Genomic DNA, 16,929 nt, shown 5'->3' with positions numbered 1-16,929 from the left:
GCCCGCCATACTGTAAAATGCTGTTTGCTGATGTCAGTCATGCCAAAAGGGTATCTACATGGACCTTCGCCAGATGCGCTATTTCGTCGCTGTTGCTGAATGCCGGAGCATCAGTGTGGCGGCGCGGCTCGTGCATGTGGCGCAGCCTGCGCTTACCCGGCAAATGCAGGCTCTAGAGGACGAGTTGGGTACGTCCTTATTCGATCGGACCACGCGTGGGGTCAATTTGACCGACGCAGGCAAGCAGTTGCTGTCGGACGCAACGAGGATCCTCGCCGACACTTCTGCTGCGATGGAGCGCGTCACGCGAGCCGGCCGTGGCGAGATTGGGCATCTTTCCATAGCACTGCCTGTAAGGCAGACGCTTACGTCGGAAATAGGGGAGATACTGAGGAGCTTTCGACAAGAAGTTCCAGGTGTCTCGATAACGTTGAGGCACCTCTTATCTGAAGCTCAACTGAAATTGCTCTCAGCCGGGCAGCTGGACGCTGGATTTCTTCTTTTCAGGGATCCGGCTGACCCAGCGTTTAGTGGGATTCCCGTATGTACTCAGAAGATATTGCTGGCGTATCCATCAGACTGGCAATGGGAGCGCGGCAAACCGCAATCATTGCGTGACCTCAACGGAGTCGATTTCATTTGGATAGAGCGCAATGCGGCTCCAAATTGGCATGATGAGTTGATCCATTGTTTCTTCAACGCAGGCTTTGTTCCGAAAATATCCGCACTTGGCGTTGACGCAGGCTCCATGCTTACGCTCGTATCGGCAGGCATGGGATGTACGGTTGTGCCGGAGACGGCGCGTAACCACGCTCCCAAAACGGTGGCGTTCATGGAACTTTCGGACCTGAACGTCGTACACAAGTGGGAGTTCGTATGGCGTGTCGACAACTGTTCATCGGTGTTGCAGCGGCTCGTCAACGTGGTCAGTGGATTTGCCCCTGTGCCTCCGGACACCGCCTCACACTAAGGTTGATGAATCGGTCCTGCGCCGGAACTCGCGTGGCGAGCGGTACATCAGCGCGCTATGAGGGTGCTGCTCGTTGTAATGCTCAAACGCAATGGCGAGATTGCGTGCGGCAGTCGCGGCATCGGGCTTCGGCATGAAGGCCACGTAATCGCGTTTCAGCAACGAATCCCAAGGGCCGATCAGATGTTTGTCCAAGTGGTTCCATTTTTGTCGTCGACGCTGGCGAAGTTTGTGAAATCCGTCATTCAGGCACGTAGCAGGGTCAAAAGGGTACTCGGGTCTGCCGAGTACCCTATACGGAATATTCATGCTGCACGCATGCGCTCGGCCAACGGACCGGAGTTCGTCAGCGCATCCTGGAGTGGATCGCACAGGCCGGTATCGCCACCGTGCTTAACGATCCTGGCAAGCCGTGGCAGTCGGCGTAACAGCAGTGTTTGTCTGTTGCAGAGCTTCAGACATGCCAATGAGAACGCCACTGACCAGCGTGGAATAGCTGTCAAACATCACCTGGGATGCGCGCAGACCCAATGCTTGCCCCTCCTTCAAGCTCTGTAGATTCTTCTGCGCGCTGTCCATCAGTTGCTGGATCGCCGCACTCGCCTGCACCCCGGTTCCGGTGCCCTTACTCTGAGTGGCCTTCAAGACCTGAGTCCACGATGCCTGCAACTGCTCGCCGGCACTCTCGGTGAATTTCCTCACTACTGCCAGCAACGTCCCCTCCAGCTTGTCGAGATCGGCCAGCGCCTTTTTGGCCTGCGACTCACGCAGGGTGGCGCCCTGCTCCACCATCTGGCCCAAGGCGCGGCGGTTGGCCTCGACGGCTTGTACCAGCGCGCTGTCCATGCCTGTCACGGCCTGGCCCAGCAAGGACTCCACGTCCACTCCCTTCAGAGGATTGACCGCCGCACCAGACGATGCGGCCTTGGCAACCGTGTTCACCACTTGCCTGATGTTGGTCAGCGTCAATTCGCGGCTTTGCAGAGCCTTCAGCGTCGCGTCATGCACCGCCTTGCGAATGGCCTCACCCTGCTTGGCGGTTGCTTCGCTGAACTTGTCGATCAGCGCATCCTGATCAATACCGTACTTGAACATGGTTGCTTTCTCCCCTTATTGCATGTGCTGCCCGCCATTGATGGCGATATTGGCACCCGTTACGAAGGCGGCTTCTTCCGAAGCCAGATAAATGATCAGGCCAGCGACCTCTTCCGGTTTGCCGAGCCGGCCCACCGGGATTTGCGGCAAGATCTTGCTGTCCAGCACTTCCTTCGGGATCGCGGTCACCATCTTGGTGCCGATGTAGCCCGGCGAGATGGTGTTGACCGTCACGTTCTTCTTTGCCACCTCAAGCGCCAAAGCCTTGGTGAAGCCATGCACGCCGGCCTTGGCGGCCGAGTAGTTGGTTTGACCGAACGCGCCCTTGGAGCCATTCACCGACGAGACGTTGATGATTCGCCCCCAGCCGCGTTCGACCATCTGGTCGGCCACCTGCTTGCTCATATTGAAGAGGCTGTCCAGGTTGGTGCGCATCACGTCGTCCCAGTTGACCCTGTCCATCTTCTTGAAGGTCATGTCGCGCGTGATGCCAGCGTTGTTGACCAGCACGTCCACAGCGCCGAGCGTGGCCCGCACGTCTTCAACCGCGGTGGCGCACGAATCGTAGTCGGCCACGTCACAAGGAACGGCGACGATGTCGTAGCCCTTGTCGGCCATCTGCGTCACCCATTCCTGATGGGTCTTGTTGCCGGGCGAATAGGTCACGGCGACCTTATAGCCCGCGTCGACCATCTTGGTCGAGATCGTTTCGCCCAGGCCGCCCATGCCTCCAGTGACCAATACCACGCGTTGATTGCTCATGTAATTTCTCCTTGTGTGTTGTGAAAGAAACCGATGCGACTTGGACTCAAGCACGCTCGAGGGCCAGCGCCACGCCCATGCCGCCGCCAATGCACAGGCCGGCCAGGCCTTTCTTGGCGCCGCTGCGCTGCATTTCGTGCAGCAGCGTCACCAGGATGCGGCAGCCGGAGGCGCCGATGGGGTGGCCGATGGCGATGGCGCCGCCGTTGACGTTGACCTTGGCTGGGTTGGCGTCCAGCAGCTTGTTGACGGCGCAGGCCTGCGCGGCGAAGGCTTCGTTCAGCTCGAACAGATCGACGTCGCTCACGTTCCAGCCGGCGCGCTTCAGGGCCTTCTGCGAGGCCGACACCGGGCCCAGGCCCATGGAGGCCGGATCCAGGCCGGTGGTGGCGAAGCTGGCGATGCGCGCGAGCGGCGTCAGGCCCAGGGCGGCGGCCTTCTTGGCGGTCATCACGACCACGGCGGCGGCCCCATCGTTGATGCCGGAGGCATTGCCGGCCGTCACGCTACCGGCCTTGTCGAAGGCGGGCTTCAGGCCCGCCAGGGCTTCGGCGTTGGTCTTCTTGTTGATGAACTCGTCGGCGTCGAAGACGACCGGGTCGCCCTTGCGCTGCGGAATGACGACGGGGACGATCTCGTCCTTGAACTTGCCGGCGGCCTGGGCGGCGGCGGCCTTCTGCTGGCTGGCCAGGGCCATGGCGTCCTGCATTTCGCGGGTGATGCCTTCCTGCTTGGCCACGTTTTCGGCGGTAATGCCCATGTGGTAGCGGTTGTACACGTCCCACAGGCCGTCGTTGATCATGGTGTCGACCATCTTCCAGTCGCCCATGCGCTGGCCGTCGCGGCTGCCCATCAGCACGTGCGGGCTGGCGCTCATGTTTTCCTGGCCGCCGGCGACGACGATGTCGCTGTCGCCCGCCAGCACGGCCTGGTAGCCCAGCATGACGGCCTTCAGGCCCGAGCCGCACACGGCGTTGATGGTGAGGCCCGGCACTTCCTTGGGCAGGCCGGCCTTGATGACGGCCTGGCGGGCCGGGTTCTGGCCCGCGCCTGCCGCCAGCACCTGGCCCATGATCACTTCGCCCACCTGGTCGCCGGTGAGCTTGGCGCGTTCCAGCGCGGCCTTGATGGCGATGCTGCCCAGTTCGGTGGCCGCGATCTTGGCCAGTGAGCCGCCGAACTTGCCCACGGCGGTGCGAGCTGCGGAAACGATGACGATATCGTCGGACATGGAAGTCTCCTTCTTCATTGAGGTTGGAATCAAAGAACTGCGACGCTGTTCACGTCGCCTTGGCTTTTACATAGCGCCCCGGTGCAGGTTCAATGGCGGGGAATTCGGCATTGCCGGCTTTTTTGGGGACCTTGACCTGGGAGCCGGCGCGCGAACTCAGCCATTCGCTCCACTCCGGCCACCAACTGCCTTCGATGCTTTGAGCGCCTTCCAGCCAGGACTCTGCGTCTGGCGCGAGGCTGCCAATCCAGTGGTTGCGCTTGCGCTTGGCGGGAGGGTTGATCACGCCGGCAATGTGGCCGCTGGCGCCGAGCACGAAGCGTGTCTCGCCGCCCAGCAACCGGGTGCTGGCATAGGCAGTCTTCCAGGGCACGATGTGGTCCTCGCGCGATGCGTAGACAAAGGCCGGCACATCGACGCGCGACAGATCCACTGGAATCCCGCACTGCACCGTGCCGCCGGGCTCCCGCAGCCGGTTCTCCAGGTAGGTATTGCGCAGGTACCAGCAGTACATCGGCCCCGGCAGATTGGTATCGTCTCCATTCCAGAACAGCAGGTCGAACGCGGGTGGCGCCTTGCCCTTCAGGTAGCCATTGACCACGTAGGGCCAGATCAGGTCGTTGGCCCGCAACGCGGCAAACACCTGGGCCAGCTCACGTCCATGCAGCACCCCGCCACCGCCAATGGCGGCCTCGCGCGCCGCCACCAAGGTCTCTTCGACCATCAGGCCGAGCTCGCCCGTGTCCGAGAAGTCGAGCATGGTCGTCAGCAAGGTGAGGCTGGCCGCGGGTTTTTGTCCGCGGGCGGCGGCGACGGCCAGGGCGCTGGCCAGCAAGGTGCCGCCGATACAGAAGCCCAGGGCATTGACTTGGTCGGCACGGCTGATCCGGCTCGCGACCGCCAGCGCCTGGAGCACACCATGCTCAACATAGTCGTCCCAGCGCAGATGACCCTGCTCTTGCGTGGTGCTGCGCCAGGAGACGAGAAAGACGGTATGTCCCTGTGCCACCGCATGGGCCACCAGCGAATTGTCGGGCTGCAGATCGAGGATGTAGAACTTGTTGATGCAGGGCGGAACGATCACCAGGGGGCGCTGGTGCACCTTGGCCGTAGTGGGCGCGTACTGGATCAGTTGCATCAGTTCGTTCTCGAACACGACGCTGCCCGGGCTGGTGGCAACGTCGCGGCCGACCTCGAAAGCCTGCTCGTCCGTCATGGACACCCTGCCTTTGGCCAGATCAGCGAGGAACAACTGCACACCTTCGACCAGGGAAGCGCCGCCGCTGTCGATCGCAGCCTTGATCGCTTCGGGATTGGTCGCCAGAAAATTCGCAGGACTCATGGCATCCACGACCTGGCGAAGCGCAAAACCGCACTGAGCCTTGCTACGCTCATCCATCGGGGCCGCATCCAGTGCCTTTCGCATTAAGGCGGCAAGTTGCAAGTAACCCTGCGAAAACTGCGCGAACCGGGGATCCTGCTGCCACGCATCGCCGGCGAAGCGGCGGTCAGGCCCAACGGATCCTGTTGGCATCAGAGCCGACGACCACAAATTTGCCATCTCCTGCATACCCTGCTGCCAGACCTGCAGCGTGGAAACGGCGTTCGCCTGCGCCTCGGTCCAAGCAGCTGGCCATTGTGCGGCGCCCGGGCCGGACTTGGGTTCATTCATGGTTGTACCTCCGTGGAGCTTGCCGTCGAGGGCTCACTGGGTTTGAGGATGAAGCGGCCCCACCTATCGAGCGCAGCTTTCGAGAATCCGTGGGGATCACCATTCAATTGACCTCCTCGGTTGCGCCTGCGTGCTCGCAGGCTGCAACGCCCACCGCATGGGCTTGCACATCGGCGTGGTAGCTGGATCGCACGAAAGGACCGCATGCGACACTGGAAAAACCCAGGGCACGGGCTTGCCCGGCAAGCGCTTCGAACTGCGCCGGCTCGACATAGCGTTCGACACGGAGGTTGCCAGGACGCGGTTGAAGGTACTGACCCACGGTCACCATGTCGATGCCGTGCAGGCGCATGTCCCGAAGAACATCCAGCACTTCGGCATCGGTTTCTCCCAGACCGAGCATCAGTCCTGATTTCGTCGGCACGTCGGGGCAGCGCGCCTTGAACGACCGAAGCAGTTGCAGCGAGTGCCTGTAGTCGGCGCCCGGCCGTGCCTGCTTGTACATCCGGGGAACCGTCTCGATGTTGTGGTTCATCACGTCCGGCGGATCGGCCGCGAGAATGTCAAGCGCAATAGTGGCGCGGCCGCGGAAGTCCGGGGTCAATACCTCGATGCGGGTATCCGGCGATTGCTGGCGTATGGCGCGAATGCACGCCGCAAAATGCGCAGCGCCGCCATCGCGCAGATCGTCGCGATCCACGCTGGTGATCACCACATATTTCAGCCTCAACCGGGATACGGTGTCTGCAAGGTGCTGGGGCTCCAATGGATCGGGCGGCATCGGACGACCATGTGCGACGTCACAGAAAGGACAGCGGCGTGTGCACAGGCTTCCCAGCACCATGAAGGTGGCCGTGCCCTTGCCAAAGCACTCGCCGATGTTGGGGCACGAGGCCTCCTCGCACACTGTGTTCAGCTCCGCCTCGCGAAGCATGCGCTTGACCTCGCGGAAGCGCTCGCTTTGCGAGACACGGACCCGAATCCACTCAGGCTTGGAAACGGATGGCCCTGCTTCCACTTTGATCGGGATCCACGCGGTCTTCGCGTCGCCGCGCTGCGCTCCCGTTGAGACATGGCTGTTCATTGTTCTAGCACTCCATTTTGGGCATTGACCACAAGACGGGCGGGCTCCCCCCTCCAGCCAGGTTCCCACCAGGCGGTGTATCCGGCAAGCTCAGTGCTGCCCTGATGCAATTGGTAAATGCAATGGGTTGGTCGGCATGAACCCAATGCCCGGCGTTCTCAACGACATCAACATTGACCTGCGGGAACATCGGCAGGAATTCGGATCCGTCGTGATGCACCACATAGTTCGAATGCTTGCCAGCAATGACAGTGGTGGGGCACTCGCAGCGCAGATCCAGGAGCTCTTTGGGAAAAGCACACAGCCCCGACATGGCCGCACTGATGCCCAGCAGGTTCAGGCGCCAGTCAAAGTGATCGCCGCTCACCATCAAGTTCTGCATCAAAAAGGGCGCCACGCTCGGATCGGGCACGAACTGCCCCAGGAGCCGCTGCACGTCGGCGCGGCCGGTCGCGACAGTCAGGTCGACCCTGCGCATGGCGTCGGCAAACGGTGTCAGGGTGTCGGCGTAGGACACGGGGGCGATATCGACGACGATCAGGCGATCCACCAGCTCGGGGGACGTCAATGCCAAGGCCATGGCAGTCTTGCCGCCCATGCTGTGCCCCAGCACCGCCGGTCGCTCCAATTCCAGGCGCTCAATCAACTGCTTCACGTCGTCGGCCATCGCCGGGTAGTCCATGGCACCCGACCACGGCGACGCACCGTGGTTGCGCAAATCCACGCTGACCACGGTGTGCGTTGCCGCCAGCTCGCGCGCAACGCGGCGCCAGTTGCTGCGCGACCCGAACAGGCCGTGCAGCAGTACCAGTGCCGGCCCGCTGCCGACGGTTTCGAAAGCCAGATCGAGTGCCACGCCGATGCTCCCCCTACTTCTTCTGAGGCGGCAGGTCAGTGCAATGACCTTCGAACACCTCCGCAGCCATACCGATCGATTCACCCAGCGTTGGATGCGGATGGATCGTCTTGCCAATGTCATCGGGATGGCAACCCATCTCAACCGCCAGACAGACTTCGCTGATCAGGTCGCCGGCATGCGTGCCGACGATGCCACCGCCGATCAAGCGGTGCGTCGCCTCGTCGAAGAGCAGCTTGGTGAAGCCCTCGTCGCGGCCATTGGCAATTGCGCGGCCCGAAGCCGCCCACGGGAACACGGCCTTGCCGAATTTGATGCCCTCGGCCTTGCACTGCTCCTCGGTCTTGCCCGCCCACGCGACCTCCGGATCGGTGTATGCCACCGACGGGATCTGCCGCGCGTCGAAGAAGGCAGCTTCACCGTGCGCAGCCTCGGCGGCCACATGCGCTTCATGCACCGCCTTGTGAGCCAGCATGGGCTGGCCCACGATGTCGCCGATCGCGAAGATGTGCGGCACGTTGGTGCGCATCTGCTTGTCGACGTTGATGAAGCCGCGATCGGTGACGGCCACGCCCGCTTTCTCGGCGCCGATCTTCTTGCCGTTCGGGCTGCGACCAACCGCAACCAGCACCACGTCATACAGCTGCGGCTCCTTCGGCGCCTTCTCTCCCTCGAAACTGACCTCGATACCTGCCGCCGTGGCTTTGGCGCCCACGGTCTTCGTCTTGAGCATCACATGCCCGAAACGAGGGGTATTGACCTTCTCCCACACCTTGACCAGATCGCGGTCGGCCCCTTGCATCAGACCATCGAGCATTTCCACGACGTCGATGCGCGCGCCCAGCGTCGAGTACACGGTGGCCATCTCCAGGCCGATGATGCCGCCGCCCACCACCAGCATGCGCCGGGGAATCGACTTGAGCTGGAGCGCCCCGGTGGAATCGACCACGCGCTCGTCCTCGGGCATGAAGGGCAATTTCACCGCCTGGCTACCGGCTGCGATGATCGCCTGGGCGAACTTGACCACCGTCTTGCCGCCATCGGCCGCGACCACTTCGACGTGGTGCGGATCGAGGAAGCTGCCGACGCCCGTCACGACCTCAACCTTGCGTGCCTTGGCCATACCGGCCAAGCCGCCGGTCAACTTCTTGATGACGCCATCCTTGAAGTCGCGCAGTCCATCGATGTCAATTTCCGGCGGGGTGTACTTGATGCCGTGGCGCCCCAGGTTCTTGACTTCGTCCATCACCCCTGCGGTATGCAGCAGCGCCTTGCTCGGGATGCAGCCGACGTTCAGGCAGACGCCGCCCAGGGTCTGGTATCGCTCGACGAGAACGGTCTTCATGCCGAGATCCGCGCTGCGAAAAGCTGCCGAATACCCACCCGGGCCCGCGCCGAGCACGAGCATCTCGCACTCCAAGTCGGCTTTGCCGCTGTATGTCGCAGCGCCGGGGATAGGCGCAGCAGGAGCCGGTGGCTGAGCCGCCTTGGCTGGCGCTGCGGCTGCCGGAGCTGGCGACGGTGCCGCCGCACCTGCACCGCTGGCTTCGACAACCAAGATCACTGAGCCTTCGCTGACCTTGTCGTTGACCTTGACCTTGATCTCCTTGACGACGCCCGCGTGCGTCGACGGAATCTCCATCGAGGCCTTGTCGGACTCCACCATGACCAGGCCGGTATCGACGGCGATCGTCTCGCCCGGCTTGACCATCACCTCGATCACCGCGACGTCCTTGAAATCACCGATGTCCGGTACTTTGACTTCCACGAGTTGTGCCATGGCTTACGGCTCCCGTTCAAAACATGATGCGCCGCATGTCGGCGAGAATATTGGCGAAGTGGACGTTGAAACGCGCGGCTGCCGCGCCGTCGATGACGCGGTGGTCCCACGACAGCGATAGCGGCAGCGTCAGCCGCCAACTCGACGTCTTGCCGTCGCTCGAGTGCTGCTTCCAGTAGCTCTTGCAGACACCCATGATCGCCACCTCAGGGGCATTGATGATCGGCGTGAAGTAGATGCCGCCGATGCCGCCCAGCGAGCTGATAGTGAAAGTCCCGCCGGACATCTGATCCGGCTTGAGCTTGCCGTCGCGTGCGAGCTTGGCCAGTTCCGACATTTCCTTGGCGATCTCGGGGATCGTCTTCTTATCGACGTCGCGGATCACCGGAACGACGAGACCGTTGGGCGTATCGGCGGCAAAGCCGATGTGCCAGTAGTTCTTCGTCACCAGCGCGTCGCCGTCGAGACTGGCATTGAACTCGGGGAATTTCTTTAGCGTCGCCACCGCCGCCTTCATCATGAACGGCAGCATGCTGACCTTGACGCCCGACTTCTCCAGCTCCTTGTTCATCTGCACGCGGAACTGTTCGAGGTCGGTGATGTCAGCCTCGTCGTGTGTCGTGACGTGCGGAATGACCACCCAGTTGCGGTGCAGGTTGGCAGCGCTGATCTTCTTGATGCGCGACAGCTCCTTGCGCTCGGTCGGACCAAACTTGGCGAAGTCGACCTTGGGCCAGGGCAACAGGTCGATGCCGCCAACGCCTGCGCCGGCCCCGGAGGACTTCGGCGCTGCCGATTCCGCGGCCTTGCCGCCGCCCTTGGCATACGCTTCCACGTCAGCCTGCACGATGCGGCCATGGTCGCCAGTGCCCTTGACCTTGCCTAGGTCAACGCCCAGCTCACGCGCCAGCTTGCGCACGGCCGGGCCGGCGTAGGCGAGTCCAAAGGCGGCTTCATCGATACCGCCGCTGGCGGCGGGTGCGGACGCATGCACGCTGGGTGCGGACGCCGCAACCGCTGCCGCCGCTGCGGGAGCCGGTGTCGTCGCACCGGTCGACAGCACGATGATCACGCTGCCCTCGCTGACCTTGTCGCCGAGCTTGGCGCGGATCTCCTGCACCGTCCCGGACAGCGGCGCGGGCACGTCCATCGTGGCCTTGTCGGATTCCAGCGAAACCAGCGGATCCTCCGCCTTCACGGTGTCACCGACCTTCACGAAGATCTCGATCACCGGCACGTCCTTGAAATCGCCGATATCGGGCACCCGTACTTCGGCGAGGCCCACCGGCGCGCTCACTGCTGCAGGCGCGGCGCTGACGCTCGGCTTGGCTGCCTCGGCTGGCGCGCCGGCGGCACCGGCATCGTCGAATCTCATGATGACGCTGCCTTCGCTAACCTTGTCACCCACCTTGACCGCGATCGACTTGACCACGCCGCCGCGCGGCGCGGGCACATCCATCGTTGCCTTGTCGGATTCCAGCGAGACCAGCGGATCTTCCGCCTTTACGGTGTCGCCCACCTCCACGAAGATCTCGATCACCGGCACGTCCTTGAAATCGCCGATGTCGGGTACTTTGATGTCGTTGTTGCTCATGTCGTAGTTCCTCGCAGCGGTATCAGACGGTCCAAGGGGCGGCGCACTCGGTGTCCAGCCCGTACTTGGCGATCGCCTCGGCCACCACCGCTGGCTTGATCGAGCCTTCGTCGGCCAGTGCCTTGAGTGCAGCCACCGTCACGTAGTAGCGATCGACCTCGAAGAAGCGGCGCAGCTTGACGCGGTAGTCGCTGCGGCCAAAGCCATCGGTGCCCAGCACGACGTAGCGCCGCCCGGCCGCCTGCACGTACTCGCGGATCTGGTCCGCGTAGTTGCGCATGTAGTCGGTCGAGGCGATCACCGGGCCCTCGTTCCCGTCGAGGCAAGCCTCGACCCAGCTCTTGCGGCGGGCCTCCGTCGGGTGCAGCAGGTTCCAGCGCTCGGTTGCCATGCCGTCGCGGCGCAGTTCGTTATAGCTGGTGGCGCTCCACAGGTCAGCGGTCACGCCCCAGTCGCTCTGCAGCAGTTCGGCCGCGGCGATCACCTCGCGCAGAATGGTGCCACTGCCCATCAGCTGCACGCGCAGGCCCTTCTTGGCTTTGCCACCCGCTTTGAGCTTGTAGAGCCCCTTGAGGATGCCTTCCTCGGCGCCCTCACCCGCGTCGGCCAGGCCTGGGTGGGAGTAGTTCTCGTTCATCAGGGTGACGTAATAGAAGACGTCTTCCTGCGCCTCGTACATGCGACGCATGCCCTCGCGGATGATGGTCACGACCTCGTAAGCGAAGGTTGGGTCGTAGGAAATGCAGTTGGGAATCGTGCCGGCCAGGATGTGGCTGTGGCCGTCCTCGTGCTGCAGGCCCTCGCCGTTGAGCGTGGTCCGCCCAGCAGTGCCACCCAGCAGGAAGCCACGGGCTCGGATGTCGCCCGCCAGCCATGCCAGGTCGCCCACGCGCTGCAGTCCGAACATCGAGTAGTAGATGTAGAACGGGATCATCGGCACGTTGTTGGTGCTGTACGAGGTGGCCGCGACGACCCAGCTGGACATTGCGCCGCCTTCGTTGATGCCCTCCTGCAGCACCTGGCCGTCCTTGGACTCGCGGTAGTACATCAGCTGGTCGGCGTCCTGCGGCTTGTAAAGCTGGCCCTGCGAGGACCAGATGCCCAGTTGGCGGAACATGCCTTCCATGCCGAAGGTGCGCGATTCGTCGGGGACGATCGGCACGATATTCTTGCCAATGACTTTGTCGCGGACCAGGGTACCCAGCATTTGCACAAAAGCCATCGTGGTCGAGATTTCGCGCTCGCCGGTACTGTCCAGCAGGCGCTGGAAGGCGGACAGCGGCGGGATCGTCAGCGCGCTCGACTTCTGGCGGCGCTGTGGCAAGTAGCCGCCCAGCGCGGCGCGGCGCTCGTGCAGGTACTTCATCTCGGGGCTGTCTTCCGGCAGCTTGATGAAGGGCACCTTGGGCAGGTCCTCGTCGCTCACGGGGATCTGGAAGCGGTCGCGGAACCCGCGCAGCGCGTCCTGCGTCATCTTCTTGGCCTGGTGGGCAATCATCTGACCCTCGCCCGACTCGCCCATGCCGTAGCCCTTGACCGTCTTGGGCAGGATCAGCGTCGGCTGACCGGTGTGCTTGACGGCCGCCGCGTAGGCGGCAAACACCTTCTCCGGATCATGGCCGCCCCGTGACAGGTTCCAGATGTCCTCATCGCTCATGTCCTCGACCAGCGCCTTGGTTTCCGGATAGCGGCCAAAGAAGTGCTCTCGCACATAGGCGCCGCTCTTGCTCTTGAAGTCCTGGTATTCGCCGTCGACGCACTCCTCCATGAGCTGGAGTAGCTTGCCGCTCTTGTCCTTCGCGAGCAGCCGATCCCAGCTGCTGCCCCACAGCACCTTGATGACGTTCCAGCCGGCGCCGCGGAAGACCGATTCGAGTTCCTGCACGATCTTGCCGTTGCCACGCACCGGGCCGTCAAGCCGCTGCAGGTTGCAGTTGATGACGAAGATCAGATTGTCGAGCCCTTCCCGGCCAGCCAGCGAGATCGCGCCGAGCGACTCGGGCTCGTCCATTTCGCCGTCACCCATGAAGGCCCAGACCTTGCGCGGCGCAGTATCGGCGAGGCCGCGGCCCTGCAGGTACTTGAGGAAACGCGCCTGGTAGATCGCCATCAGTGGGCCCAGGCCCATCGAGACCGTGGGGAACTGCCAGAAGTCGGGCATCAGCCACGGATGGGGGTAGGAGGGAATGCCCTGCCCGCCGGTCTCCTGGCGGTAGTTGAGGAGCTGCTGTTCGGTCAAGCGCCCTTCGACGAATGCACGGGCGTATATGCCTGGCGAGCAGTGGCCCTGGATATAAACAAGGTCGCCACCATGCGAGTCGGTGGGTGCATGCCAGAAATGGCCGAAGCCGATGTCGTACAGCGTGGCCGCGGACTGGAAGCTGGCGATGTGGCCACCCAGCTCGGACGATTCCTTGTTCGCGCGCAGGATGATCGCCAGTGCATTCCAGCGGATGATGGAGCGCAGGCGGTGCTCGATCGCGCGGTCGCCGCTGCTCTTTTCTTCCTGCGCGGGGGGAATGGTGTTGCAGTAGGCCGTCGTCAAGGAGCGCGGTATGTACACGCCGTCGCGCCGCGCTTCGTCCACCAAACGGTTGACGATGTAGTTGGCACGATTCGCCCCGCGGTGCGCCTGGACCGCCTTCAAGGCATCCAGCCATTCGCTGGTTTCTGGGATATCCGTATCGTCATTCAGGCTCATTGAAGTCTCCTACTTTGCTCGTACTGCTTTTGTATGAAAGGCTCTCTCTTGCGGCACCATGCCAATGTCCTGGCGCACGCTCTGGGCACACACAGCGTTTACGCCTTGAGTGCCCCCAGTGCTTCGTCCAGCATCTTCTTCGCATCGCCGAACAGCATGCGGTTGTTGTCCTTGTAGAAGAGCGGGTTGTCCACGCCTGCATAGCCCGAGGCCATGGAGCGCTTCATCACGATCGAGTGCTTGGCCTTCCAGACCTCCAGCACCGGCATGCCGGCGATGGGGCTGTCCGGGTCTTCCAGGGCGCTGGGGTTCACGATGTCGTTGGCGCCGATCACCATGGCCACGTCGGCCTCGGGGAAGTCCTCGTTGATCTCGTCCATCTCCATCACGATGTCGTAGGGGACCTTGGCTTCGGCCAGCAGCACGTTCATGTGGCCCGGCATGCGCCCGGCCACCGGGTGGATGGCGAAGCGGACATCCACGCCCTTTTCGCGCAGGGTCTTGGTGATTTCATAGACGGTGTGCTGGGCTTGGGCCACGGCCATGCCGTAGCCGGGCACGATGATCACGCTCTTGGCCTCGCGCAGCATCTCGGCCGTCTCGGCCGCGCTCACCGGCACCACTTCGCCTTGCGGTTCGGCAGCCTTGTCGCCCGTGGCCGCCTTCTTGGGCGCACCCGAGCCGAAGCCGCCCGCAATCACGCTGATGAAGTTGCGGTTCATCGCGTTGCACATGATGTACGACAGGATGGCGCCCGACGACCCCACCAGCGCGCCGGTCACGATCAGCAGGTCGTTGTTCAGCATGAAGCCGGTGGCGGCGGCCGCCCAGCCCGAGTAGCTGTTGAGCATGGACACCACCACCGGCATGTCGGCGCCGCCGATGGCCATCACCATATGCACGCCGAACAGCAGTGCAATCACGGTCATCACGACCAGGGCCGTCATGCCGGCGCCGGACGCATGCGCGTTCAGGAACTGCTTGCCGAACCAGATCACCACCAGCAGCGCGGCCAAGTTGAGCCAGTGGCGCCCGGGCAGCAGCAGCGGCTTGCCGCCGATGCGGCCGGCGAGCTTGCCGAAGGCGATGAGCGAGCCCGAGAAGGTGACCGCGCCGATCAGGATGCCGATGTAGATCTCCACCTCGTGGATGGCCTTCTCGGCGCCGCTGAACTGCACTGAGCTATCGACATAGCTGGCGAAGCCCACGAGGCAGGCCGCCAGGCCCACCAGGCTGTGCATGAGCGCGACCAGCTCGGGCATCTGGGTCATCTTGACGATCTTGGCGGCGTAGAGGCCGATGCCGCCGCCGATGACCAGCGCGATGACGATCCAGGTGATGCCCGAGGGGCTGACGCGCGGGCCGAAGACGGTGGCCAGCACGGCCAGCGCCATGCCGATCATGCCGAACAGGTTGCCGCGGCGCGAGGTTTCCGGGTTGGACAGGCCGCCCAGGCTGAGGATGAACAGAATGGCGGCACCGAGGTAGGCCACCGTGGCGAGACTTTGGGACATGTGCGTCTTTCCTTGCTTGTTCTTCTTATGGCTTATTTGCGGAACATGGCGAGCATGCGGCGCGTGACAGCAAAGCCGCCGAACATGTTGACGGCCGTGAGCACCAGCGCAGCGAAGGCCACCCACATGATCAGTCCGTCAGGCCGTCCATTCGCGCCGGCTGCACCTCCCATTTCAGGCGGCGCGATCTGCACCAGCGCACCGATGGCGATGATGCTGGAGATGGCGTTGGTCACGCTCATCAGCGGCGTGTGCAGCGCGGGCGTCACGTTCCACACCACCATGTAGCCGATGAAGCAGGCCAGCACGAACACCGTGAAGTGGCCCAGGAAGGCAGCGGGCGCATAGGCACCAATGCAGGCGAACAGCACGGCCGCTACCGCGAAGACGAAGACCAGCGACTTGACCGACATGGGCGCGCCGGCGCCATGGCCGTGGCCGTTCTTCTTCTCAGCCACCGGGGCGGCCGCTGCCTTGGGTGCGGGCACAGGAGCCTGCTTGAGCGGCGGGGCGGGCCAGGTGATGGCGCCGTCCTTGACCACGGTGAGGCCGCGGATCGCATCGTCCTCCATGTTGACCACGGCCACGCCATCCTTGGCCTTGCACAGCTCCTCGGTCAGGCGCAGCAGGTTGGTGGCGTACAGCGTGGACGACTGCTTGGCCAGGCGCGATGCCAGGTCGGTGTAGCCGATGATGGTCACGCCATGGCGCACCACGGCCTCGCCGGGCACGGTCAGCTCGCAGTTGCCGCCCTGCTCGGCGGCCATGTCCACGATCACGCTGCCGGGCTTCATGCTCTGCACCATCTCGGCGGTGATGAGCTTGGGCGCCGGCTTGCCGGGGATCAGCGCGGTGGTGATGATGATGTCGGCATCCTTGGCCTGCGCCGCATACATCTGGCGCTGCGCGGCCCGGAAGCCCTCGCTCATCACCTTGGCGTAGCCGCCGCCGCCCGAGCCGTCTTCCTCGTAGTCCACCTTGACGAACTCGCCGCCCAGCGACTTGACCTGGTCGGCCACCTCGGCGCGCGTGTCGTTGGCGCGCACGATGGCGCCCAGGTTGGCCGCGGTGCCGATGGCCGCCAGGCCCGCCACGCCGGCGCCGGCGATGAAGACCTTGGCGGGAGGAACCTTGCCCGCGGCCGTGATCTGGCCGTTGAAGTAGCGGCCAAAGGCATTGGCCGCCTCGATGACGGCGCGGTAGCCCGATACGCCAGCGGTGGAGGTGAGCGCATCCATCTTCTGCGCGCGGCTCAAGGTGCGCGGCAGGCAGTCGATGGCCAGCACCGTGGCGTTTTTGGCGGCGAGCTGCTGCATCAGCTCGGGGTTCTGGGCGGGCCAGATGAAGTCGATCAGCGTGCCGCCTTCGCGCATCAGCGCCACTTCGTCAGGGCACGGCGGGCGCACCTTGAGCACGATGTCCGAGGCGGCCCACACGGCTGCGGCGCCGTCTATGATCTCGGCGCCGGCGGCGCGGTAGGCGTCATCGCTGAAGTTGGCGGCCTCGCCGGCGCCGGATTCGACGGCGACCGTAAAGCCCAGCTTGATGAGCTTTTCGACGACGTCAGGGACCGTGGCGACGCGTTTTTCCAGCGGGAAGGTTTCTCTGGGCACGCCGATGCGCTGCCCCTCGGGCCGTGGCCTCGTCTCCATGAAATGTCTCCTATTACG

At 63.6% G+C, this 16,929-nt stretch carries 12 protein-coding genes and 1 pseudogene; 1 reads left to right on the top strand and 12 read right to left on the bottom strand.

The features are described 5' to 3' along the window. The first annotated feature begins 58 nt into the window (after positions 1-58). On the top strand, positions 59-970 hold the full coding sequence (locus tag PTE30175_RS20855) for a LysR family transcriptional regulator (RefSeq protein ID WP_150698986.1): 912 nt from the start codon (positions 59-61) through the stop codon (positions 968-970). Here PTE30175_RS20855 and PTE30175_RS20850 read toward each other — a convergent pair. The 12 genes and pseudogenes from PTE30175_RS20850 to PTE30175_RS20795 form a co-directional block, all read right to left on the bottom strand. Further along, positions 962-1,129: pseudogene (locus tag PTE30175_RS20850) on the bottom strand (integrase core domain-containing protein); the annotation flags it as partial. The gene PTE30175_RS20855 and the pseudogene PTE30175_RS20850 overlap by 9 nt on opposite strands. 234 nt (positions 1,130-1,363) lie before the next feature. Continuing rightward, positions 1,364-2,065 (bottom strand): DUF6781 family protein, encoded by a 702-nt coding sequence (locus tag PTE30175_RS20845; RefSeq protein WP_150698985.1) that lies wholly within the window; start codon positions 2,063-2,065, stop codon positions 1,364-1,366. A 15-nt stretch (positions 2,066-2,080) separates the two neighbouring features. Then, entirely contained in the window at positions 2,081-2,827 is a 747-nt protein-coding gene (gene phbB, locus PTE30175_RS20840) for an acetoacetyl-CoA reductase (protein ID WP_150698984.1), read from the bottom strand. A 46-nt stretch (positions 2,828-2,873) separates the two neighbouring features. Next, on the bottom strand, positions 2,874-4,058 hold the full coding sequence (locus tag PTE30175_RS20835; protein ID WP_150698983.1) for an acetyl-CoA C-acetyltransferase: 1,185 nt from the start codon (positions 4,056-4,058) through the stop codon (positions 2,874-2,876). A 49-nt stretch (positions 4,059-4,107) separates the two neighbouring features. Then, positions 4,108-5,730 carry a PHA/PHB synthase family protein gene (locus PTE30175_RS20830; protein WP_150698982.1) on the bottom strand — a complete coding sequence of 541 codons (1,623 nt, stop codon included), beginning with the start codon at positions 5,728-5,730 and terminating at the stop codon, positions 4,108-4,110. Positions 5,731-5,833: 103 nt separating this feature from the next. Continuing rightward, positions 5,834-6,814 carry a lipoyl synthase gene (gene lipA, locus PTE30175_RS20825; RefSeq protein WP_150698981.1) on the bottom strand — a complete coding sequence of 327 codons (981 nt, stop codon included), beginning with the start codon at positions 6,812-6,814 and terminating at the stop codon, positions 5,834-5,836. A 4-nt stretch (positions 6,815-6,818) separates the two neighbouring features. Then, positions 6,819-7,670 (bottom strand): alpha/beta fold hydrolase, encoded by an 852-nt coding sequence (locus PTE30175_RS20820; RefSeq protein ID WP_224788899.1) that lies wholly within the window; start codon positions 7,668-7,670, stop codon positions 6,819-6,821. 13 nt (positions 7,671-7,683) lie between these two features. Further along, complete coding sequence (gene lpdA, locus PTE30175_RS20815; protein WP_150698979.1) at positions 7,684-9,450, bottom strand: dihydrolipoyl dehydrogenase; 1,767 nt, start codon at positions 9,448-9,450, stop codon at positions 7,684-7,686. Positions 9,451-9,466: 16 nt separating this feature from the next. Continuing rightward, positions 9,467-11,044, bottom strand: a complete 1,578-nt coding sequence (locus PTE30175_RS20810) for a dihydrolipoyllysine-residue acetyltransferase (RefSeq protein ID WP_150698978.1) — start codon at positions 11,042-11,044, stop codon at positions 9,467-9,469. 22 nt (positions 11,045-11,066) lie between these two features. Then, the gene (aceE, locus tag PTE30175_RS20805) at positions 11,067-13,745 is read right to left on the bottom strand and encodes a pyruvate dehydrogenase (acetyl-transferring), homodimeric type (RefSeq protein ID WP_150698977.1); all 2,679 of its coding nucleotides are present in this window, start codon (positions 13,743-13,745) and stop codon (positions 11,067-11,069) included. Between the two features lie 98 nt (positions 13,746-13,843). Further along, positions 13,844-15,259 (bottom strand): Re/Si-specific NAD(P)(+) transhydrogenase subunit beta, encoded by a 1,416-nt coding sequence (gene pntB, locus PTE30175_RS20800; RefSeq protein WP_150698976.1) that lies wholly within the window; start codon positions 15,257-15,259, stop codon positions 13,844-13,846. A gap of 32 nt (positions 15,260-15,291) precedes the next feature. After that, complete coding sequence (locus tag PTE30175_RS20795) at positions 15,292-16,911, bottom strand: Re/Si-specific NAD(P)(+) transhydrogenase subunit alpha (RefSeq protein ID WP_150698975.1); 1,620 nt, start codon at positions 16,909-16,911, stop codon at positions 15,292-15,294. Positions 16,912-16,929 lie beyond the last annotated feature (18 nt).

The organism is Pandoraea terrae (assembly GCF_902459695.1).
GTDB lineage: Bacteria > Pseudomonadota > Gammaproteobacteria > Burkholderiales > Burkholderiaceae > Pandoraea > Pandoraea terrae.
Note: the sequence above shows the minus strand (reverse complement) of the source record. Positions and strands in the feature narration are given on the sequence as shown.